This is a genomic window from Cohnella baijiui (assembly GCF_020731285.1).
GTDB lineage: Bacteria > Bacillota > Bacilli > Paenibacillales > Paenibacillaceae > Cohnella.
Window position 1 is genome coordinate 1 of the sequence record NZ_JAJFOW010000517.1, and the last position, 210, is coordinate 210.

At 49.0% G+C, this 210-nt stretch carries 1 protein-coding gene; it reads right to left on the reverse strand.

What is annotated here, in order from left to right:
• On the reverse strand, positions 1–210 hold a 210-nt coding region (locus LKX83_RS33615; RefSeq protein ID WP_227887661.1), incomplete at both ends, for an asparagine synthase-related protein.

The following is a 210-nucleotide window of genomic DNA, read 5'->3' on the forward strand; positions in this document are numbered from 1 at the left end:
TCCGAACCACGGCATATGGATGGAAGCCAAATCCAGGCTCGCGAATTCTTTTACTGCCTTTTTATTGATAAACGGGAGAATGGGCGAAGCATTGTCATTGAGCACAGCCAGTGCCTGATCGCGTACTGCGTTCAGATAAGAAGGATTGTGGGTTTTCGGATAAGGACTCTTGCGCCGCATCAATACATCGTCAGGCAGAACACCATGCAG